This is a genomic window from Acidomonas methanolica (assembly GCF_004346035.1).
In the GTDB taxonomy this organism is placed as follows: Bacteria; Pseudomonadota; Alphaproteobacteria; order Acetobacterales; family Acetobacteraceae; genus Acidomonas; species Acidomonas methanolica.
In genome coordinates this window covers 168741-185160 of record NZ_SLZN01000002.1, presented here as the reverse complement: position 1 = coordinate 185160, position 16420 = coordinate 168741, and the positions used below count along the sequence as shown (strand labels likewise).

Below are 16420 nucleotides of genomic sequence, written 5' to 3'. Positions count from 1 at the left end.
GGAGAATTGCGGGTTTCGTTGCGGGATGCAATTAAAAAGCTGACTCATGAGTCAATTTTTCTCCCGAAGCTCCATCCACGTTCCTGCGCCCGTCTCCCCGGCGGCCATCCCGAGAGACGGTTCGTTCAGCAGCAGGCCGAGAATCGTGGCCGCGCCGCGCTCGAAATCCTCCGGAAGGAGTGCGGGACGGTCCAGCACCGCCGCCATCTGGGCGCTCATATCGGCATAGGCCTGTGTCATGGCCCAGAGAGCGAACATGAAATGCGGCGTGTCCACCTTGTGCATCTGTCCGCGCTGGGCCCAGAGGGCGAAGGTGCGCCCGATCAGCGCGACATGGGCGCGCAGGGTGGTGGAGAGGTAGAAGCGGATATGATGCGCGCCCTGGAGCATTTCATGGGCGAAGAGGCGCGAGGCATGCGGGCGGTCGCGCGAGAAGACGAGCTTCGCCAGCACATAGCCGCGCAGCCCCTCGCGCGCGGCGCGGGCGGGGGTGAGCCAGAGTTCGGCGTCAGCCAGCCAGTCCGTCAGCGTGTTTTCCAGCACGGCGCGGTAGAGCGCCTCTTTCGTTCCGAAATAATAATGCAGATTGGCCTTCGGCAATCCGGCGGCGCGGGCGATTCCGGCCATGCTCGCCCCGTCGAAGCCCGAGCGTCCGAATTCCAGCTCCGCCGCCTCGAGAATCTGCGCTTCCGCCATCTCACGTGGCATGCCCAAAACGAACCTCCTTCTTCCGGCGCTGTTTCCAACACTTGACCTGACGCTTATCGTTGCACAAAATGAATGTCCGTGACCATGACGGGAGGGAGGAAGGCGATGCTGTTGATCCGGGGAGGGCTCCTTACCGATTCCGAGCGGCAATATCGCGCCGACATCCTGTGCGGCGGCGGGCGGATCGTGGCCGTCGGCCCGGATCTGGACGCGCCTTTGGCGTGCGAGGTGGTCGAGGCCGGGGGACTCCTGGTCATTCCGGGCGGGATCGACCCGCACACCCATATGGAAATGCCGTTCATGGGAGAGGTCGCTTCCGAGGATTTCGAGTCCGGAACGGTTGCCGGGCTGGCGGGCGGGACGACGACGATCCTCGATTTCGTCATTCCCGCGCCCGGCGGCTCGCTGCTCGACGCGTATCGCGACTGGCGCGGCAAGGCGGAGAAGGCCGTCGCGGATTACGGGTTCCATGTCGCCGTCACCCATTGGGACGAGCGCGTGAAGGAGGAGATGGCCGTGCTCACGCGGGAGCATGGCGTGAACTCCTTCAAGCATTTCATGGCCTATAAGGGCGCGTTGATGGTGGATGACGACGTGTTGCTGCACTCGATCCGTCATGCGCTCGACCTCGGCGCGCTGTGCAACGTCCATGCGGAGAACGGCGACGCCGTCGCATGGCTGCAACAGGAGTTGCTCGCGGAGGGGCTGACCGGGCCGGAGTCGCATCCGCGCTCGCGTCCCGCCGCCGTGGAGGGCGAGGCGGCCCAGCGCGCCATCGCCATCGCCGGGCTGCTGGGCGCGCCGATCTATATCGTCCATGTCTCGACGCGCGACGCCGCCGAGGCCATCGCCCGCGCCCGCGCCGCCGGGCAGCGGGTCTATGGCGAGGTGCTGGCCCAGCATCTGGTGATCGACGACAGCGTCTATGAGACGGGCGACTGGCTGGCGCGGGCGCGGCATGTGATGAGCCCGCCCTTCCGCCCCCGCGCGCATCAGGAGGCGCTCTGGGCAGGGCTCGTCTCCGGCCAACTGCATACGACGGCGACCGATCATTGCTGTTTCTGCGCGCCGCAGAAGGAGAAGGGGCGAAATGATTTCACGAAGATTCCCAACGGCACGCCGGGGATCGAGGATCGCATGAGCGTTCTCTGGCATCATGGGGTGCGGAGCGGACGGCTCACACCGATGGAGTTCGTCGCCGTCACCTCCGCGAACAGCGCCAAGATTTTCAACATGTTCCCGCGCAAGGGCAGTCTTGCTGTCGGCGCGGATGCCGATCTCGTGCTTTGGGACGGCGAGGCGACGCGCACCATTTCCGCCGCGGCCTCGCGCCAGCGCGTGGATTACAATGTCTTCGAGGGAATGACGGTCGCGGGCGTGGCGCGGACCGTGATTTCCGGCGGCCGGATCGCAGTGCATGACGGGGATCTGCGGGCGAGGCGGGGAGATGGGCGCTATGTCGCGCGGCCCTGCTTCGGCCCGGATTTCCGGGCCCGGAGTGCGCAGGTCCGGAATGCGCAGGTCGGGAGTGCGCTGGCATGAGGCGGCTCCTTCTCGTCCTGCTTGCCTGCGCGGGCAGTCCCGCGATGGCCCAGACCGTCGGGCGCGAACCCGCGAATGTCGGCGACGCGGCGATGGCCGCGAGCGCCTATCATGACAGCGGGCATTATGAGGAAGATCTCGCTGCCGTCCTGAATGAGGCGGATGCGTGGATCGCGTCCGAGGCGTCCAGACATCCGAAGCCTGCCGTCGTGATGGATATCGACGAGACCTCTCTCTCCAACTGGCCCGTCATCCGCGCCGACCGTTTCGCTTATTTCCCGAACGGGCCGTGCGATGCGCTGCCGAAGGGCCCCTGCGGCTGGGCGGCATGGGAAAAGAGCGGGAAGGCCGCGGCGATTCCCGGCGCGCTGGCGCTGTTCCGCCATGCGCGTGCGCTGCATGTCGCGGTGTTCTTCATCACCGGGCGGCGCGAGGCCGAACGCGCGGCGACGGACGCCAATCTGCGCGCGGCGGGCTATGCCGGATGGAGCGGGCTCGTGCTTCGGCCGGACGCCGCGCGGACTCTGTCCGCCGCGGCGTACAAGGCCCCGGCCCGCGCCGCCATCGAGGCTCAGGGCTACAGCATCATCGCGAATATCGGCGACCAGCCCTCCGATCTCGCGGGTGGCCATGCCGTGCGGGGCTTCCTTCTTCCGAATCCATTCTATCGGGTGCCATGACAGACCAGCTCGATTCCCTCGCCCGACAGGTTCGTCGTGATCTCGACCGGATCGCCTATGCGACGAAGCCGTGGTCGCTGCCGTGCCATCGGGACGGCGAGCGTGTGCTGGACGTCGCCGTCATCGGCGGCGGGCAGAGCGGTCTCGCCACGACCTTCGCGTTGTGGCGGCTGGGGCTGTCGAACGTGCGCATCTTCGAACGCGAATCTCCGGGCGGCGCGGGGCCGTGGGTCACGTATGCGCGCATGATCACGCTGCGGACGCCGAAACACGTGACCGGACCGGATCTCGGGATTCCGTCGCTGACACCGCAAAGCTGGTTCGAGGCACGCTATGGCGCGGAAAAATGGCGGGCGCTGGACAAGATCGGCAAGGAGGACTGGCAGGCCTATCTCGACTGGTTTCGCGATACGCTCGACCTGCCCGTGACGCATGAGCATGCGCTGGACTCCGTCGCATGGGAGGACGGGCTGCTGCGCCTGGGCTTCGCGACGGCGGATGGCAAGCGGACGAGCGTGCTGGCGCGGCGGATGGTGCTGGCCACGGGAATCAATGGCGGCGGACGCTGGTTCGTGCCGCCCTTCATCGAGGCGGCCATTCCGAAGGCGCGCTACGCCCATACGCATGAGGCCATCGATTTCGAGGCGCTGAAGGGCAGGCGGATCGGCGTGCTCGGCGGGGGCGCGTCGGCGTTCGACAACGCCGCGACCGCGCTGGAGGCGGGAGTCGCGTCCGTCGCGCTCTGCATCCGGCGCGAGACCCTGCCGCGCATCAATCCCTATCGCTGGATGGAGAATGCCGGTTTTCTCGGATCTTTCCATGCCTTGCCGGATCTGACGCGCTGGCGCTTCATGCGGCGGATCTTCGATCTCAACCAGCCGCCGCCGCAGGATACGTTCTGGCGGTGCAGCGTTCATCCGACTTTCTCCTTCCATGGCGGTACGCCGTGGCTGGATGCGCGGATGGACGGGGAGGAGATCGTCATCGTTACGCCGCAGGGGGAGATGCGCTTCGATTTCCTCATCATCGGCACGGGGTTCGTGATCGACCTCGCCGCGCGGCCCGAGACCGCGAGTTTCGCCTCCGCCGTGGCGCTCTGGACGCATCGCTTCGCCCCGCCCGGCGGGGAGGAGAGCGCGGTGCTGTCGTCCTATCCCTATCTCGGGGCGCACAGCCAGTTCCTGCCGCGCAGCGCCCTGGCGCCGGAAGCGCCGCTGCTGGCGGCGATCCATAATTTTACCTTTTCCGCCACGATGAGCATGGGATTGTCCGGCGCGTCGATCAGCGGGATGCGTTTCGGGGTCGAGCGTCTGGCGCGCGGCATCGCCAACGACCTGTTCGTCGAGGACGGGGAGGCGCATCTGGAGAACCTGCTCGCCTATGACACCGAGGAACTGACCAGCCTCGACGCGCCGCCGGGGACGGTCGCATGAGCGGGTTCGCGCGGACGGATGCGGAGATCGCGCTGCTCGCCCGTCATTGCGGGGTGACGGTCGATGGGGCCTGCCTGCCCGGCATGCGGGAGAATTTGGCGCTGCTGGAGCGCTACGCGGCGTTGGTCGAGGGTCTGGAACTGGACGACCGGGAGGAAGCCGCCTTCACCTACGATCCCGGAGCGGAGGCGTGAGCCGGGGCGCGCTTGAGATTGCGGCGGCGGTCCGCGCGGGGGTGTTGTCGGCGCGCGCGGCGGTCGAGACGTCCTTCGCGCGGATCGCGGACGGGAACCGACGCTGGAACGCCGTGACAAGGGTGCTGGAAACGCGCGCGCTCGATCTGGCGCGGGCGGTTGACGCGGCCGTCGCGCGGGGGCGCGATCCGGGCCCGCTGGCGGGCGTGCCCTTCGGGGTGAAGGATCTTTTCGATCTCGAAGGGGAGGTGACAACGGCGGGGTCGATGGTCCTTGCCGCCGATCCACCCGCGCGGCGGGACGCGGCGCTGGTGGCGCGGCTCGTGGCGGCGGGGGCGATCCCGGTGGCGACGACGAACATGGACGAGTTCGCCTACGGGTTCGCCACCGACAACGCGCATTACGGCGTCACCCGCAATCCGCACGATCCCGCGCGGCTGGCTGGAGGATCGTCCGGCGGATCGGCGGCGGGTGTGGCGGCGGGGTTCTTTCCGCTCGGCCTCGGCTCGGACACGAACGGGTCGATCCGCGTTCCGGCCTCGCTGTGCGGCGTATGGGGATTGCGCGCGACGCAGGGGCGTCTGCCGGTGGCGGGGAGCTATCCTTTCGTTACGAGTTTCGATGTGGTCGGACCGTTCGGCGCGACGCTGGGGGATCTGCGGGCGGCGTTCGAGGCGCTGGACGGCGCGGCGCTGGCGCCGGTCGCGGCGTCCGGCCTGCGCGTCGCGCGGCTCGGCGGGTGGTTCATGGACTCGATGTCGCGCGACATGGCGGACGCCATGGAGGCGCTGGCGGCGCATCTCGGCGTGTCCGCGATCGTCGAACTGCCCGAGGTGGCGCGGGCGCGCGCCGCCGCTTTCGTCATCAGCGCGTCGGAGGGCGGGGCGCTTCATCGGGACCGCCTCAACGATCGGGCCATGGCCTACGATCCCGCGGTGAGGGACCGGCTGCTGGCGGGCGCGTTATTGCCTGCGAGTCTGATTTTCCGCGCGCATCGCCTGCGCGGCTGGTTCAGGCGGCAGATGCATGCGGCCTTCGCCGGAGTCGATATTCTGCTGGCGCCTGCCGTGCCCTGCGCGGCGCCGCGCATCGACGCGCCGCTGATCGAGATCGGCGGCGAGCAGGTTTCGGCGCGCGCCAATCTCGGGCTGTTCACCCAGCCCCTGACGCTTGCGGGCTTCCCGGTGCTTTCCCTGCCGATGCGTGTGCCGGGACTGCCCCTCGGCGCGCAACTCGTTGCCCGTCCGGGGCGGGAGGACCAGCTTTTCGCTCTTGCCGCGCGTCTCGAGGCGGACGGTATGACGGCGCTGCCGAGGGAGAATGCCGATGTTGCATAGCGCCCGCTCCCTGCGGGGGATGGTCACGGCGCCGCATCATCTTGCCGCGCAGGCGGGGCTCGACGTGCTCAAGGCGGGCGGCAACGCGGTCGAGGCGGCGGTGACGGTCGCCGCGACGCTGACGGCGGTCTATCCGCATATGACGGGGATCGGCGGGGACGGATTCTGGCTGATCCGTGCGCCGGAGGGCGGGACGATCGCCATCGATGCCTGCGGGCGCGCGGCGGGGCTCGCCACGCCGGAGCTTTATGCGGGGCGGGAGACGATTCCCTGGCGCGGGCCGCTGGCGGCCAATACGGTGGCGGGGACGATTTCCGGCTGGGCGCTGGCCCTCCGTCACGCGGGAGGCGAAGTGCCGCTCTCGACGCTGCTGGCTCCGGCGGCTGCCTATGCCGAGGAAGGCGTGCTCGCCACGGAGAGCATGGCGACGCTGATGCGCCGTCATTTCGCGGTGTTGAAGGACGTGCCGGGTTTCGCCGCCTGTCTCCTCACGGAGGGCGCGCCGATCGAAATGGGCCAGCGGCATCGCAATCCCGCTCTGGCGCGGACCTTCCGGCGGCTGGCGGCGGACGGGCTGGAGGATTTCTATCGGGGCGCGCTGGCGGAGGACATCGCCGCCGATCTGGAAGCGGCGGGATCGCCGGTGCGGCTGGCGGACCTCCGGACGCATGAGGCGTCCGTCGTCGCGCCGCTTTCCGTCGATCTCGAACATGGGCGCTTCCTCAACATGCCGCCGCCGACCCAGGGCATCGCGTCGCTGCTCATTCTTGCCCTGTCCGAGCGTCTGGGCGCGGGGGGCGCGGATACGGTCGAGGATATTCATGCCTGGATCGAGGCGACCAAGCGCGCCTTCATCTGGCGCGATTCCCACGTCACCGATCCGGCGCTGATGGAAGCCGATCCGCAGGAACTGCTCGACGATTCCGCCGCGCTGGACCGGATGATCGCGGGAGTCGACCCGCAGCGCGCCGCGCCCTGGCCGCACGTGCCGCAGCAGGGCGACACGACGTGGTTCGGCGTGGCGGACGCGAAAGGCTGGGTCGTCAGCATGATCCAGAGCGTCTATTTCGAGTTCGGCTCGGGCGTCGTGCTGCCCCGGACCGGCATCAACTGGCAGAATCGCGGCGCGAGCTTCGATCTGTGTCCCGGGCGTCTGCGCAGCCTCGCGCCGGGGCGGAAACCGTTCCACACGCTCAATCCGGCGATGGCGGAACTGCGCGACGGCAGCGTGCTGACCTACGGGACGATGGGGGGCGAGGGGCAGCCGCAAACGCAGAGCGCGGTGATCGCGCGCGCCATTCGCGCGGGCATGGCGCTTCAGCCCGCCATCACCGCGCCGCGCTGGCTGCTGGGGCGCACCTGGGGCGAGACGACGACGACGCTCAAGCTGGAATCGCGCTATCCGGCGGCGGTGGTCGAGGGGCTGCGCGCGCGGGGGCACGATGTGGAGGTGCTGTCCGATTTCTCCGACGCCATGGGCCATGCCGGGGCGATCCGCCGCTTTCCGGACGGGCGTTTCGAGGGCGCGACCGATCCGCGCAGCGATGGCGGCGTGGCGGCATGGTGACGCCCGATTATCCGCGCGACATGATCGGCTATGGCCGCACGCCGCCGCGGGCCGCATGGCCGGGCGGGGCGCGTGTGGCCGTGCAGTTCGTGCTGAATTACGAGGAAGGGGCCGAGAACACGGTCCTGCACGGCGATGCGGGGTCCGAGGCGTTCCTGTCCGAGATGATCGGTGCGCGGCCGGTCATGGGCGCGCGCTGCATGCAGATGGAGAGCCTTTACGAATACGGCTCGCGCGTCGGATTCTGGCGGCTGCACCGGATCTTCACCGAGGCCGGGATGCCGCTGACGGTGTTCGGCGTGGCGCTGGCGCTGGCGCGCCATCCGGAAGCGGTCGCGGCCATGAAGGAAGAGGAATGGGAGATCGCCAGCCACGGGCTGCGCTGGGTCGACTATCAGGACGTTCCCGAGGCGGTCGAGCGCGCCCATATCGCGGAGGCCGTCGCCCTGCATGAGCGGGTGACGGGGGAGCGGCCGCTGGGCTGGTATCAGGGGCGAACGAGCCCGAACACGGCGCGTCTGGTGGCTGAGGAAGGGGGGTTCGTCTATGACGCCGATTCCTATGCGGACGAAGTGCCATATTACGACCGCCGCCATGGGCGCGCGCAGTTGATCGTGCCGTACACGCTCGATGCCAACGACATGAAATTCGCCGCGTTGAACGGCTTCACGGAAGGCGAACAGTTCTTCCGTTATCTGCGCGACACGTTCGACATGCTCTATGAAGAGGGCGCGCGGACGCCGCGGATGATGTCCGTCGGGCTGCATTGCCGGTTGGCGGGGAAACCGGCGCGGGCGCTGGCCGTGCGGCGGTTTCTCGATCACGTCGCGGCGCATGAGAGGGTCTGGGTCGCGCGGCGGATCGAGATCGCCCGTCACTGGCTGGAGACATATCCCGCATGATCGACGCGCCTGACGAGGAGAGCTTCGTCGCCCGGTTCGGCGATCTGTACGAGAATTCGTCCTGGATCGTTCGCGCGGCGTGGGCGGGGCGGCCCTACGCCGATGCGGCGGCCTTCATCGCCGCGACGGCGCGCATCGTGCGCGAGGCGGGGGAGGCGGCACAACTCTCCCTCATCCGCGCCCATCCGGAACTCGCGCGCAGATTCGGCGTGGACCCGCAACTCGGCGCGCTTTCCGCGGCAGAGCAGGCCGGGGCGGGGCTGGACCGGCTGACGGAGCGGGAATTCGCGGAATTCCGGGCGTTGAACGAGGCGTATCGCGCCCGGTTCGACATGCCGTTCGTCATCTGCGTGGGCGAGGCGGGCGGCAAGGCGGCGATCCGTGCGGCGCTGGAGCGGCGGCTGACGCATACGGCGCGGGAGGAATGCGACGAGGCGCTGCGGCAGATCGACAGGATCGCGGCGCTGAGGCTGAAAGGCAGGCTGGCATCATGACGACACTTTCGACCCATGTGCTCGACACCGTTTCGGGCCGTCCCGCCACGGGCATGGCGGTCTCGCTCTGGAGCGGGGAGACGCTGCTGTTTCAGGGCGCGGCCGATGCCGACGGGCGGTGTCCCGCCTTGCGGGAGATGGTCTTGCCCGCCGGGACCTACCGGCTGGATTTCGGTGTCGCCGCCTATTTCCGCGCGATCGGCACGGAGATCGCCGGGCTGCCATTTCTCGATGTCGTGCCGATCGTTTTCGGTCTGGGAGCGGAGGGGCATTATCATGTGCCCCTGCTCGTCGCTCCCTATGGTTATTCGACCTATCGGGGGAGTTGAGGCTCCAGCCCGAAGGCCGGGCGTCAGTAGGATTTCAGCAGTCGGTCGAGATAATCCAGTTCGCTTTGCGGCCGGGTGCGGTCGGAATCGCGGCGGCGCAGTTCGCGTTCGATCTCCCTCGCGCGGTCACGCTGGCTGGCTTCCGGGATGTGACCGTCGGAATCGGTCGCGGTGTCGCCCTCGCCCAGCTTGCGGCCCAGCGGATCGAGATTCTTCGTCTGCGCGTCACTGCCCTGGGCCGCCTCGCCTTCGCCCTGGCCCTTGCCGGGCTTGCCGCCATGGCTTTTGCTGCCTCGTCCCATGCTTGGCAACAGGGCAAGCGGACCGCCGCCATGGGACTTGCCCTGCTGCGCCTTGCGCATCTGCTTGCCGGCTTCGGCCAGATCCTTGAGCACTTGGATTTCGGCCGTCTGGGCGTCGATGTCCTTGGCGGCGGCGAGAGCCTTGCGGGCCTTGGCCATGTCCTTGCCGGCCTTCGTCAGCCCCTCGATCTTCTTCCCGACGAGATCCTTCACGTCGTCGTTGAGAACGCCGGAAGCGTGTTGCAGGCTGCGCTGGAGAGCGTGATCGGCGCGCCGCTGCTCCGACTGTTTCGCCTGCAATTCGGCCGGCAGCGGGCCGGCGGGGGCTTGCGGCTCGGCCTGAGGCTGCTCCATGTCGGCGGGAGGGCGAATGCCGAGGCGGCGCAGCAATTCGGCGGTGGACATGGTCGCCAGATCGCGCTCCCCCCGGTCAGGCATCGCGTCCTCTTCCTGATCGGTCGCGGTGGCGCGGCGCGCGGCGGACAGTCGGGACTGCGCGTGGTCGAGCAGGCCGGTCTCATGCCGGACGAGGTCATGCAGGGCCTGACGCTGAAGCGCGGCCCGCTGCTGCGCGCGAAGCTGGTGTGCGAGCGCCATGAGATCCTGCGGTGTCGCCTTCCGCATCGCCTGGGTCATGGATTGAAGCTGCTGGAGGCGTTTGAGCGCGTCGTCCTCGTGACCGTTCGCCGCGTCCGACTGGAGGCGTTGCATGAGGCGGGAAAATGCGTCGTCGGCGTCTTCCTGCGCGTCGCCCATGTCGGGCATGATCAGGCCGGAACTCAGGGCGTCCCGCATCAGCAACTGCATGCGGCGATCGAGCGCGTCGCGCAGGGTCTTCATGCGGCGGGACAGTTCTTCCTGTTCCGCTTCCTTCTGACCGGCCGCGCCCAGTTGCCGCATATGCTCGATCTGCGCCTGAACGGCGGCCTGTGCTGCGCGGATATCGAGATTGGCGAGGGCGGTGTCGCGGCCCGACTCGCGGATATCCTCCAGATAGAGGGCGGCAGCCCAGGTGAGGCCGATCACCTCTTCCGGCGCGTCGGGTTCGTCGCTGTCGGTCAGGGCCGAGGCGGAAAGCAGCATGGCGAGAAGCACGCCGGTCTCATGAACGGGCGTGACGTCCGTGAGGGCGCGCAATTCGTTCGCGGCCGTGATGCGGTTCTCCTGCCCGAGCGCGAGACGCCGCCGCAAAGCGACGAGCGCACGCGCGATGGGGTCATGGAACGTGCGCGCAGGGAGGCGGAAGGTGACCGCGCGGCTGCGCCCGTCAAGGCCGCTCACGCTGGTGGCGCGCAGCACGGCGGACACCTCTTCGCCCGCCCAGGGGTTGGCGGAAAGATCCACGGCCTCATCGCCCGTGGCGTCTTTCGGTGTGCCGTCCAACTTCAGGGGGACGCGAAGGACTTTTTTTGAATTGATTGATTTCAGACGAATTTCAGCTTCAAGCGCGCGGACGCCATGAGCCTGGGACGCTTTCCAGCGGAATTCAGTCGCCCAGCCTTCCTCCGCCTTGCCCGGTGTGCCGTTCCAGGTGACGGCGGGCGGGAGGTCGGGTTGGACCGTGAGGCGCCAGTCTGCGACGTCGCGCCCACGCACGCGGAGAGCCAGCGTTCCCGAGCCTTCGAGCGCGGCTTTCAGAGACCAGCTTCGGGAATCGAGTCGATCTGTCTCAGGCGCGGCGATGGGGGCGCCTGAGAGATAAGGCCTGCCGTTCGCGTCGGTGACGGTCGCCGTGAGCCTTGCGCCTTGGGGAACCTCGGCATGGCTGTCGCGGTCGTTCAGGAAAACGGGCGCGCCGGGTGCGTAGTCAGGCATGTCGATCCAGGCCTGAATCTGCGGCAGCGGTACGTCGGCATCATCCTGTCCGGGCACGAAACCGGCATAGATGCGGGATGGCGCGTGCGATCCCGCGACAAGGGCCGACAAGGCGAGCGCGGCGAGCAGCGTGGCGGCCGTCCAGCGTTCGGGGCGGGTCAGGGCGGGACGGGGCCAACCGGCACGCAGCGGTCCGAGCGTCCGGGCGACGCGCCGGGCATGGACGGACCAGAGCGCGTCGCCCGATCCAGATGCATGGTCGGTCAGGGTCAGAAGCGGCTGGAACGGCAGGCGGGAGGCGTGCTCGACGCGGCGATCCGTCTCGCCTTCCCCGGGCACGGCGATCCGGCGCAGGGCGCGCAGGGCAAGCGTGCCGCCAAGGGCCGCGAGCCCGGCTTCCAGAACGGCATGGAGCCAGTCGGGCAGGGATTGCGGGATGCGCCAGAGGCTGGCGAGCAGGTAAAGGCCGAGGATCAGCAGCGGCAGGCGCAGGGCGGGCCAGCACCGTTCCAGCAGCAGGACGCGCCGCGCCTGCCGCCGGGCGCGTGCGATCCGCGCGGCGAGTGCATCGGGCGAGGGAAGGGTGGTGGCGCTCATGGGCATGTCCCGCATGTGGTGCGGGTATCGCGTTCATGCTCAGGGGCGTCTTCGTTCTTTTTTGTAAAAATGAACCGAGGAACTTTGTCGATCTGGCTCCGGCGTTCAGCGGAACGGCCGCCTTGCGCTTTCATGATACCCGCCGGAGCCAGTCGGGGAGGGTCTCGTCCGCCCAGAGGGCCTCGACGGGCTGGCGGGCGCGGATCGGCTGCCAGACGCCGTTTTCTACCATCGCCTGGGCGGCGAAGGGGCGGGAATTATAGGTCGAACTCATGACCGAACCATAGGCGCCCGTGTCGAGGATCGCCACCAGATCACCTTCGCGCAGCGGCGGAAGCGGACGCGCTTCGGCGAAGACGTCGCTGCTTTCGCAGACCGGGCCGACCACGGTCTGGGGCGTGGGGTCGACGTGCAGGCGCTCCGGAGAGAGGGGAAGAATCCCGTGCCAGGACTCATAGAGCGCCGGTCGGGCCAGATCGTTCATCGCGGCGTCGAGAATGAGGAAGTCCGGCGCGCCATCCGGCGTGCGCTTCACGTCGATGACCGAACTCAGCAGCACCCCGGCGGGTGCAGCGATCCAGCGTCCGGGTTCGACGGCGAGGGCGACGTCCAGCGTGCCCAGCGTTTCCTTGATGGCGCCCGCGAGCGCGGCGGGAGGCGGTGCGATCTCGTCGCGATAGCGGATGCCGAGCCCGCCGCCGCAATCCACGGTGCGCACCGTCATTCCTTCGGCGCGCAGCTGGCGGACGAGCGCCGCCACGCGGGCGAAGGCCGCGCGGAACGGGGCCGGAGAAAGAATCTGGCTGCCGATATGAACGGCCAGTCCGACCGGCTCGAGTCCCGGCAGGGCCGCCGCCTCGGCATAGAGAGTGGCGGCCTGATCCCAGGCGATGCCGAACTTGTCGCCGGCGCGTCCAGTGCTGATCTTGTCATGCGTTCCGGCGTCGATGTCCGGATTGACACGCAAGGCGACGCGCGCCGACCGGTCGGCGCCGGTCGCGACCCGCGACAGGCGGTGGAGTTCCTCGGCGCTTTCTACATTGATCTGGCCGACTCCGAGACGCAGGGCGAGCGCCATTTCCTCGCGCGTCTTGCCGACGCCGGAAAAGACGATGTCTTCGGGCGCGAGTCCGGCATGGATGGCGCGGTGGAGTTCACCGCCGCTGACCACGTCGGCGCCGCATCCCTCCTCGCGCAGGACGGTCAGGGTCGCCAGATGATCGTTGGCCTTGAGCGCATAATGGATCGCCACATCGAGCCCGGCCTCGACGAAGGCGGTTTTCAGATTGCGCGTGCGCCGGCGCAGCGTGCCGGCTCCCGTCACCCAGCAGGGCGTGCCGAGCGTGCGGGCGACGAGGTGCAGCGGGACGTCCTCGAACGACAGTCCGGCCTGCGCGTCCATCCGGAGGGAGGGGCGCGAGGCGAGGAGGTTGAGAGGATCGGGGTCGGGTCGGGTCATCCGGCCAGATTATCGGGGCTTCGCCGCGCTTCCAAGCGTGCTCCTGCGGGAAGAAGGCGATATAAGCGGGAACCATGACAGAATATGCCGATGATCTCGTGGCTGCGGCCGTCGCCGTTCGCCTGTGCGCCTATGCCCCTTATTCGGGCTTTTTCGTCGGAGCGGCGATCCGCAGCGAGGTGGGGATTCATGCCGGCTGCAATGTCGAGAACGCCGCCTATCCGCAGGGGAATTGCGCGGAGGCGGGGGCGATCTCGGCCATGGTGGCGGCGGGAGGGCGCCAGATTCGCGAGGTGGTGATCGCGGGGGACGGCGCCACGCCGGTGACGCCGTGCGGCGGGTGTCGGCAGCGCCTGCGGGAGTTCGGCGCGCCGGAACTTGTGATCCGCATGGTCGGGGTGGATGGCGGCGCGCGGCTGGTGCGGACGCTGGGCGAGTTGCTGCCCGATTCGTTCGGGCCGGATCATCTGGCTCCGGATTCTTCGGTTCGGGGGTGAGGCGCGCTGCCCTCCTTCTCGTGGCGTGCTGCCTGACCGCAGGGCCGGCTCGGGCGGAATTGCCAGGGCTGGGCGACGGGACACGGACTCCCGTGGACGTGAATGCCGCGCCATGGCGCATTCTGGGGCGCGTCCAGACGCCGCTCGGCACGCGATGCACCGGGTTTCTGATCGCGCCAGCGGTGATCGAGACCGCCGCCCATTGCCTGTTCATCGCGCGGACCGGGCGCTTCATTCCCGCGCAGGACATTCATTTTCTGCTTGGCTATCGGGACGGCGCGTTTCGCGCCCATACCGTGGCACGGCGCTATGTGATTGCGGCGGGATATGATCCGCGTGATCCACAGGCCACGCCGTTCGCCGATCGTGCCGTGGTCGTGCTTGCCGAAGCCGTTGGCCGTGAGCAGGATCTCGTGCCGGCCGGTCGGGTCCAGGCCGGCGCGGCAGCGATGCTGGCGGGGTATGAGCAGGATCGGCCCGAGCAGGCGGCGGGCGATCTTGCCTGTCATGTGACGGCGGTGCTGCCGGGTCCGCTCCTGGCGCATGATTGCGCCGGGACGCGCGGGGTCAGCGGCGCGCCGCTGCTGGCGCGGGACGGTGCGGGACGCTGGCGGATCGCCGGGTTGGCCGTGCTGGCGCGCGCGGGGCGTGGCGGATTTGCAACGCTTACGGGAATAATGACGCACATCGATGCGCCATCCGAGGCACTGTCTGGAAAAGCTCTTCGTCAGATGCATGAAAGATAGTGGTTTATGGGCAACCGGACGGTGTGGCCCGCGATATCATCGGTATGATGACGCATGTCGGCCCTTGTGAAAGACCCGCTCCGCTAGGCGCCCCGCCTGTGGTGTTGATCGTCGAGGATCAGGCTCTGGTTCGTCTGGTGGCGGTCGAGATGGTCGAGGAGGCGGGCTTCCGGACCATTGAGGCCGCGCATGCGCAGGAGGCGCTCAGGCTTCTCGACCAGCGTCAGGATATCGCGCTCATCTTTTCCGACATCGATATGCCCGGGGCGATGAACGGATACGATCTCGCGCACGAGGTCACGCGTCGCTGGCCGCCGATCGGCATCGTATTGACGTCCGGCGTGACGCCTCGGGATTCGAGCCGGGTGCCTCCGAATGGCGTTTTCCTGAACAAGCCCTATCTGGCGGACGATGTCGAGGCTGCGCTGAAGCGTCTCATGCACTGAACGGTTTTACCGTCTCCAGCGAAGGATCGGGCCTCGTCGGTCGTAGCGGGTGGCGACGTGGCGCCCATCTTTCAAGCGCGCGGGCATAATCCCGATATGGTTGTGTCGTCTGTACCGGCGGTTGCTCATGCTCATTCTGATCAGGGAGACTGGACCTGATCGTGTCTTCCGGTCCTCGATTGCCGCTGCGCGGAAGGTATAAACAAGAATTTATAATATAAAATCTGACGGAAAAAATAATTCCGAGCGAAAAGCGTGCGTGCACATGATGAGAGGGAGTGTTCTCTTCGGTCCTTTCAGGCGCGCAAATTGAAGGGCTGCATTCCGTCGAGAGAAAAAATGATCCCTTATGTGAGGCTTGTCATTTGCGTCTGTCTTGGAAACGATGTATTCATGCGCAATATTTCCCGAATTCCTAAATAGCGAGGCGAAGAATGTCGGAAAACCAGCCCAACGATGCGCTCCTGGAACTCACGGCACAAATCGTTTCGGCCCATACCACGAAAAATTCGGTGCCTGTCGAAGGGCTCGTGACGCTCATCCGGCAGGTTTACGACGCGCTGAAGGGCGTGGCGCGTCCGGCGCCGGAACCGGAGCGGCCTCAGCCGGCCGTTCCCATCAAGCGTTCCGTCTTCCCCGATTATATCGTCTGTCTGGAGGACGGGAAGAAACTGAAAATGCTCAAGCGCCATTTGCAGAGCGCTTATGGCATGACGCCGGAACAATATCGCGAGCGCTGGGGTTTGTCCGCCGATTATCCGCTGGTGGCGCCGAATTATGCCGAGCGCCGTTCCCATCTCGCACGAGAGATCGGCCTGGGGCGCAAGATCAGCGCCAAGGGCGAGACGGCGGTCGCCAAAGCGGCGGAACCCGCTCCGGCACGGCGTAATCCTTCGAGTCGATCCGCCTCTTGACGTGTCCGTTGCAGCATTGCAACTTCATCGCGTTTGGCGTGGCATGGCGGAGGGGCTGATGATCGGCAGCGGGATTGCGTGCGGGGCGCGCGCTCCGGTATCGTCAGATGTGCTGCCGTCGTGACCAAGTCGGAGCTGATCGCTGATCTTGCCGCGGCCAACCCGCATCTTCTCGGCCGCGATATCGAGTTGATCGTTCAAACGATATTTGATGAGATCACTGCGGCGCTTGCGCGCGGCGAACGTATCGAGTTGCGAGGCTTCGGCGCGTTCGTGGTCAAGACGCGCGAAGCGCGGACCGGTCGCAATCCGCGCACGGGAGAGACCGTCGACGTGCTTGAAAAGACCGTCCCGTTCTTCAAGGCAGGCAAGGAGTTGCGCGAGCGCGTGAACCGCAATGGCGGGCGGCGGCGACGCGGCGAGAAAGCCCCGACGACCTGAGTCGGGCGGCTTGGGAC

The 16420-nt window shown here is 67.6% G+C and carries 17 protein-coding genes; 14 read left to right on the top strand and 3 right to left on the bottom strand.

The window, feature by feature from the left end; translation table 11 throughout:
• Window positions 1-51: 51 nt before the first annotated feature.
• Window positions 52-708: a TetR/AcrR family transcriptional regulator gene (locus EDC31_RS02690; RefSeq protein WP_042057836.1), complete on the bottom strand. Its 657-nt coding sequence runs from the start codon at window positions 706-708 to the stop codon at window positions 52-54.
• 105 nt (window positions 709-813) lie between these two features.
• On the opposite strand from EDC31_RS02690, the gene hydA reads away from it, so the two are divergent.
• From hydA to uraH, 9 genes are read left to right on the top strand one after another with little or no spacing between them, the layout of a single operon-like run.
• Window positions 814-2250 carry a dihydropyrimidinase gene (gene hydA / locus EDC31_RS02685; protein WP_042057835.1) on the top strand — a complete coding sequence of 479 codons (1437 nt, stop codon included), beginning with the start codon at window positions 814-816 and terminating at the stop codon, window positions 2248-2250.
• Window positions 2247-2930: an HAD family acid phosphatase gene (locus tag EDC31_RS02680; protein WP_052511833.1), complete on the top strand. Its 684-nt coding sequence runs from the start codon at window positions 2247-2249 to the stop codon at window positions 2928-2930. The genes hydA and EDC31_RS02680 overlap by 4 nt, the downstream gene beginning before the upstream one ends.
• Window positions 2927-4363: a SidA/IucD/PvdA family monooxygenase gene (locus EDC31_RS02675; protein ID WP_042057832.1), complete on the top strand. Its 1437-nt coding sequence runs from the start codon at window positions 2927-2929 to the stop codon at window positions 4361-4363. Before EDC31_RS02680 ends, EDC31_RS02675 begins: the two co-directional genes overlap by 4 nt.
• Window positions 4360-4557, top strand: coding sequence for an AtzG-like protein (locus tag EDC31_RS02670; RefSeq protein ID WP_042057830.1), 198 nt, complete (start codon window positions 4360-4362; stop codon window positions 4555-4557). Before EDC31_RS02675 ends, EDC31_RS02670 begins: the two co-directional genes overlap by 4 nt.
• Window positions 4554-5894, top strand: a complete 1341-nt coding sequence (locus tag EDC31_RS02665; protein WP_042057827.1) for an AtzE family amidohydrolase — start codon at window positions 4554-4556, stop codon at window positions 5892-5894. The genes EDC31_RS02670 and EDC31_RS02665 overlap by 4 nt, the downstream gene beginning before the upstream one ends.
• On the top strand, window positions 5884-7461 hold the full coding sequence (locus EDC31_RS02660; protein WP_042057825.1) for a gamma-glutamyltransferase family protein: 1578 nt from the start codon (window positions 5884-5886) through the stop codon (window positions 7459-7461). Before EDC31_RS02665 ends, EDC31_RS02660 begins: the two co-directional genes overlap by 11 nt.
• Complete coding sequence (gene puuE / locus EDC31_RS02655; protein ID WP_042057824.1) at window positions 7455-8363, top strand: allantoinase PuuE; 909 nt, start codon at window positions 7455-7457, stop codon at window positions 8361-8363. The genes EDC31_RS02660 and puuE overlap by 7 nt, the downstream gene beginning before the upstream one ends.
• Window positions 8360-8857 carry a 2-oxo-4-hydroxy-4-carboxy-5-ureidoimidazoline decarboxylase gene (gene uraD, locus EDC31_RS02650; protein ID WP_042057821.1) on the top strand — a complete coding sequence of 166 codons (498 nt, stop codon included), beginning with the start codon at window positions 8360-8362 and terminating at the stop codon, window positions 8855-8857. The genes puuE and uraD overlap by 4 nt, the downstream gene beginning before the upstream one ends.
• Complete coding sequence (gene uraH / locus EDC31_RS02645; protein ID WP_042057819.1) at window positions 8854-9186, top strand: hydroxyisourate hydrolase; 333 nt, start codon at window positions 8854-8856, stop codon at window positions 9184-9186. The genes uraD and uraH overlap by 4 nt, the downstream gene beginning before the upstream one ends.
• Window positions 9187-9209: 23 nt before the next feature.
• On the opposite strand, the gene EDC31_RS02640 is transcribed toward uraH, so the two are convergent.
• Both EDC31_RS02640 and lysA read right to left on the bottom strand, forming a co-directional pair.
• On the bottom strand, window positions 9210-11900 hold the full coding sequence (locus EDC31_RS02640; protein ID WP_052511844.1) for a DUF4175 domain-containing protein: 2691 nt from the start codon (window positions 11898-11900) through the stop codon (window positions 9210-9212).
• A 130-nt stretch (window positions 11901-12030) separates the two neighbouring features.
• A complete protein-coding gene (gene lysA, locus EDC31_RS02635) occupies window positions 12031-13359 on the bottom strand; it encodes a diaminopimelate decarboxylase (protein WP_042057818.1) in 1329 nt (442 codons plus the stop codon).
• 74 nt (window positions 13360-13433) lie between these two features.
• Here lysA and EDC31_RS02630 point away from each other — a divergent pair, with 74 nt between their 5' ends.
• The 5 genes from EDC31_RS02630 (at window position 13434) to EDC31_RS02610 (ending at window position 16403) form a co-directional block, all read left to right on the top strand.
• A complete protein-coding gene (locus EDC31_RS02630) occupies window positions 13434-13856 on the top strand; it encodes a cytidine deaminase (protein ID WP_042057815.1) in 423 nt (140 codons plus the stop codon).
• Complete coding sequence (locus EDC31_RS02625; RefSeq protein WP_186819977.1) at window positions 13853-14602, top strand: trypsin-like serine peptidase; 750 nt, start codon at window positions 13853-13855, stop codon at window positions 14600-14602. The genes EDC31_RS02630 and EDC31_RS02625 overlap by 4 nt, the downstream gene beginning before the upstream one ends.
• A 98-nt stretch (window positions 14603-14700) precedes the next feature.
• On the top strand, window positions 14701-15048 hold the full coding sequence (locus EDC31_RS02620) for a response regulator (RefSeq protein ID WP_204366651.1): 348 nt from the start codon (window positions 14701-14703) through the stop codon (window positions 15046-15048).
• A 434-nt stretch (window positions 15049-15482) separates the two neighbouring features.
• On the top strand, window positions 15483-15962 hold the full coding sequence (locus EDC31_RS02615; RefSeq protein ID WP_042057813.1) for a MucR family transcriptional regulator: 480 nt from the start codon (window positions 15483-15485) through the stop codon (window positions 15960-15962).
• 120 nt (window positions 15963-16082) lie between these two features.
• Complete coding sequence (locus tag EDC31_RS02610; protein WP_042057810.1) at window positions 16083-16403, top strand: integration host factor subunit beta; 321 nt, start codon at window positions 16083-16085, stop codon at window positions 16401-16403.
• Window positions 16404-16420 lie beyond the last annotated feature (17 nt).